Origin of the sequence: Embleya sp. NPDC005575 (assembly GCF_040605455.1) — a bacterium.
Taxonomy (GTDB): Bacteria; Actinomycetota; Actinomycetes; order Streptomycetales; family Streptomycetaceae; genus Embleya.
On the sequence record NZ_JBEXCV010000303.1, the window covers coordinates 1 to 4245 of the forward strand.

Annotated in this window: 3 protein-coding genes; all 3 read right to left on the bottom strand. The window is 71.0% G+C overall.

Annotated features, from left to right (window positions below; genetic code table 11):
* Positions 1 to 300: 300 nt before the first annotated feature.
* The 3 genes from ABZS54_RS42315 to ABZS54_RS42325 all read right to left on the bottom strand — a co-directional run bounded on the left by ABZS54_RS42315 (position 301) and on the right by ABZS54_RS42325 (position 3857).
* Positions 301 to 960, bottom strand: a complete 660-nt coding sequence (locus ABZS54_RS42315; protein ID WP_355548601.1) for a hypothetical protein — start codon at positions 958 to 960, stop codon at positions 301 to 303.
* 81 nt (positions 961 to 1041) lie between these two features.
* Positions 1042 to 1824, bottom strand: coding sequence for a TauD/TfdA family dioxygenase (locus ABZS54_RS42320; RefSeq protein ID WP_355548604.1), 783 nt, complete (start codon positions 1822 to 1824; stop codon positions 1042 to 1044).
* A gap of 98 nt (positions 1825 to 1922) precedes the next feature.
* On the bottom strand, positions 1923 to 3857 hold the full coding sequence (locus ABZS54_RS42325) for an NAD(P)/FAD-dependent oxidoreductase (protein ID WP_355548607.1): 1935 nt from the start codon (positions 3855 to 3857) through the stop codon (positions 1923 to 1925).
* Positions 3858 to 4245: the final 388 nt, after the last annotated feature.

Here is a 4245-nt window from a genome sequence, read left to right on the forward strand (position 1 = left end):
CGGCGCCCTTCACCGATCCGAGCGCGATCACGCACCGCCACCCGCCCCGACCCGGCGGCGACGCCCGACTCCGCGGGGACACACGGAATCCAAAAAGCGCATTCGTCCAGCCGAACCCCGGGACCACAGCTCAGAACCCCACCCGCACCGAAGAAAACCGAGAACTCACAGGGCCTTGCGGGGGCCGACCCGCTCTCCCGCCGTCAGGTCCCGAGCGGGACACCGGCTGCCGCGCGGGCCGGACGGCGCAGGGTCGGCACCCCGTGCCGGTACGCGGCGTTCCGGTGGGGAGGCCGGCCGTCAGCGGCTCGTGCCGAGTGCGGCGGCGAGCATGTCGACGACGAGTTCCACGAACTGTTCGTGGTCGGGGTGGACGTCGCGGCCGGTGTCCGGGTCGTCGTCGATGCGGCGGGCCCGGTCGGCGAGGGCTGCGGCCTGCATCTGGACGACCAGGGCGAGGCGTTCGTCGGCGTCGCGGATGCCCTCGCGTGCCAGGTGGTCGTGGATGAGGGTGAGGGTGCGGGCCTGGGCGGGTGGGGCGTCCGGGTGGCCCGAGCGGATCTGTGCGAGGTGTGCCACCTGGGGCAGCAGGCGCAGGTAGTCGCGGCCCGACGCGGTGCGCAGTTCGTCCGCGGCGGGGTGCAGCAGCAGTGCGACGAGGGTGCGCAGGTCGGCGTGTGCCGCGGCGGGTCCCAGGGCTGCGAGGGCCTCGGTGCGGCGGGCGTCGACGTCCGTGCGGTGGTCGCGCAGGACGGCGGCGGCGAGCGCGGGGACGGAGCCGAAGTGGTATTGGACGGCGGATTTGTTGCGTTGGTCGGCTTCTTGCTGGATGCGGGACACGGGGACGCCGAGACCGTGGCGGGAGATGAGCCGGGCGCCGGCGCGCAGGAGGGCGTCGCGGGTTTCGGCGGTGTCGGCGCGCGGGCCGTCGGCCTGCGGTGATCGCGGGGTGTGGGGCATGGGGAATGGTAGTCCGCCGCCCGATCGCGTCGGCAACCGTGCCGGTGCGGGGCCGTCGGCGTGCTCGGGCGGCGGGCGGGGTCAGGCCGAGGTGGGCGGGTGGATGGCGACGCGGTGCAGGATGCGCTTGGCGCGGCCGTAGTCGTTGATGGCGTAGTGCTGGGTGCAGCGGTTGTCCCACAGTGCGGCGTCGCCTGCCTGCCAGGTCCAGCGCACGGTGTTCTCGGGGCGTTCGGCGTGGTCGCACAGCATGCCCAGGATCGCGTTGCTCTCGATCGGGGACAGGCCCTGGAAGCCGGTGGTCCAGCCGCGGTTGACGAACAATGTGCGACGCCCGGTGACCGGGTGGGTCGTGACGGCGGGGTGGACGGCGGTGCCGGTGTACGGCGCGCGGCCGTGCGAGGCGTGCAGGCCGTCGACGAGCGTGCGCACGGGCTCGGCGAGGGTGTCGTAGGCGCGGTACTGGTTGAGCCACATCGTGTCGCCGCCGCGCTCGGGGCACACGCGCATGGACAGCAGCGCGCCCATCGACGGGGTTTCGGCGAATGTCAGGTCGGTGTGCCAGATGTTGGCGCCGCGCTCGACGTCCGAGTCCAGTTCCAGGATCTCCCCGCCGGTGCCGAGGGTGGTCATGTCGTTGCGGGCGTCGTTCGCCTTGCCCGGTGTGGTGGCGGCCAAGTCGCCGAAGAGCGAGCCGAGTGCGACGAGCCGGTCGTCGTCGAGGTGGGCTTGGGGGAAGAAGAGCACCAGGTGCTCCATCCATGCCTCGTGCAACTGCTCGGCGAGGGCGTCGTCGAAGGTGTCGGGCAGGCCGGTGACGACCGCTCCGAGGGCCTGTGGGAGTTGACGGATGCTCAGGGGCACGGGATGTCTGCTCTCGTCGGGGGACTGCGGAACGAGTCCCGAGGGATGTGCGTGGATCGATCGGTGTCGGATGCCGCGGGTGGGTGACGGGGCGCGGGCTACCGGATGTCGTAGTGGTCGAACCGGGGGTCCTTGGTCCAGTTCCAGTAGTCGACCAGCCGCCAGGGGTTGGCGGTGTAGACCTCGCCGTCGGCGTTCTTGAAGTAGGAGTGCTCGATCGACGGGTGGGACCACACCAGTTGCCGGATCTCGGCGCGGTGGCGCGCCACGTACGCGTCGTGCTCGTCCTGACGCGGCTCCATGGTCCGCAGGCCGCCGGTGATGAGGTGGTCGAGGCAGGCGGAGATGTACCGCATCTGGCATTCGGACTGGAAGATCAGGCTGCCGCCGTGCGCGAGCGCGCTGCCGGGGCCGTACATGCAGAAGAGGTTGGGGAAGTTCGGCACGGTGATGCCCAGGTACGCGGTGGGCGTCTCGCCCCACTGCTCGCGCAGCACGGCGCCGTCGCGGCCGACGATGTGCATGGGGTACAGGTAGCGGTTGGCCTGGAACCCGGTGGCGTACACGATGATGTCGGCTTCGTGGCGTTCGCCGTCCGCGGTGACGACGGCGTCCTTTTCGATGCGGGCGATGCCGTCGCGGACGAGCGTGACGTTGTCGCGTTTGAGGGTGTGCAGCCAGCTTCCGTTGTCCTGGAGGGTGCGTTTGCCGGTCGCCGGGTAGTCGGGCAGCACCTTGGCGAGAAGTTCGGGGTCGTCGCCGATCTGGCTGGTGATCCATTCGGTGAAGAACCGGCGGGTCTGGTCGTTGCGGGCGCTGACGGAGCGGTCCTGGTGCGGCCAGTCCGGGTCGATGCGGGCGCCTTCGAGGGACCCGTCGCCGCCGGGCCAGAAGATCATGAAGCGGTACCAGCGTGCGTAGAAGGGCAGGTACCGCATCGCCCACTGCACGCCCTCGCCGACCCGGCCGTGGTAGTTGGGGTTGGGGAACATCCACTGCGCGGTGCGCTGGAACACCGTCAGGTGCGCGACGTCCGGCGCGATCGTCGGGCCGATCTGGAAGCCGGACGCGCCCGCGCCGATCATCGCGACGCGTTTGCCGCGGTAGTCGACGGAGTGGTCCCACCGCGCGGAGTGGAACGCGGGGCCGGTGAAGCCCTCGGCGCCGTCGATGGCCGGGATGTTGGGGCGGTTGAGCAGCCCGACGGCCGAGATCACCGCGCGGGCGGCGAGGGTGTACGCGGCGCCGTCCGGCCCGCGGACCGTGACCTGCCAGGTCGCGGACGGCTCGTCCCAGACGGCGGAGGCCACCTCGCTGCGCCACCGGATGTTCTCGGCGATGCCGTGGTTGTCCATGACGTGCCGGAAGTAGCGCTGGAGTTCGGGCTGTCGGGCGAAGAACTCCGACCAGTGGTCGCTGGGTTCGAAGCTGTAGCAGTAGAAGTGGTTGCCGACGTCGACCCGGCAGCCGGGGTAGGTGTTCTCGTACCAGGTGCCACCGACCCCGGCGTTCTTCTCGACGATCGTGAACGGGATGCCGGCTTCCTTCAGTCGGATCCCGGCCAGCAGTCCGGACTGGCCGCAGCCGATCACGACGACGGGGAACTCCTCGCGCGTCGCGGCGTCCCCTGGTGCGGGCGGCCCGGTGTCCTCGTGCCCGTCCATCTGCATGTCTTCGAGCATCATGGGCACGTACTCGGCCGGGATCTCCTGGCACGCGACCCAGTTCATCATCTCGTGCAGCAGTTGCGGCGACGGCTGCTCGGGCAGCACGCAGCCGCCGTCGCGGTAACGGCGTATCGCCTCAAGGGCTTGGGCGCGGGCCTCGGCCTTCTCCTCTTCGGGCATGAAGCCCTGGACCTCGTTGAGGATCAACATCCGGGGCTTGATCGGGCCGCGGATGTACGAGGGGTCGCCGGTCAGGTGGACCAGGGACAGCAGCAGCGCCGGCACGCTGACGTCCTCCAACGCGGCGGCGATCGCCGCGTCGTCGTCGGTGATGGGAAGACCCGCGTGCGGGCTGCGTGACGTCATCGCGTGGAGCTCCAGACCGTGGGGATGCGGTGGTCGGCGCGCCCGTACCGCGCTCTGCGTCCGCGCGCCGCGCCCTCACCGACAGGTTAAGGAATTTCCTTAGGTTGATGCTTGCCGAAACCCTCGACCGAGTCAAGAGACCGGTTCGGCCGTCTCGCCGAACACGCCCCCGCGCACCCCGACGACCCGCCGCGCCGGCACGCCCGCACCCATCGCCCACGCATCGGGCGCGCGGGCACGCACGTCCGCCGCGGCGCGGGCGGGGGGCGCCCGGGGGGCGGGGCGGGGGGGGGGGGTTCTTAAAATTTGGTTGTGGGGGAATTTGGGGGGGGGGGAACGAGGTTGTTCCGGTGGCGCCGGACGGCGTCAACGGCCGAGCTGCGCTGTG

What these genes read in the sequence shown, in the direction of transcription:
- ABZS54_RS42325 (WP_355548607.1), bottom strand. Translation starts at nt 3,857, where the DNA reads ATGACGTCACGCAGCCCGCACGCGGGTCTTCCCATCACCGACGACGAC.
- ABZS54_RS42315 (WP_355548601.1), bottom strand. Translation starts at nt 960, where the DNA reads ATGCCCCACACCCCGCGATCACCGCAGGCCGACGGCCCGCGCGCCGAC.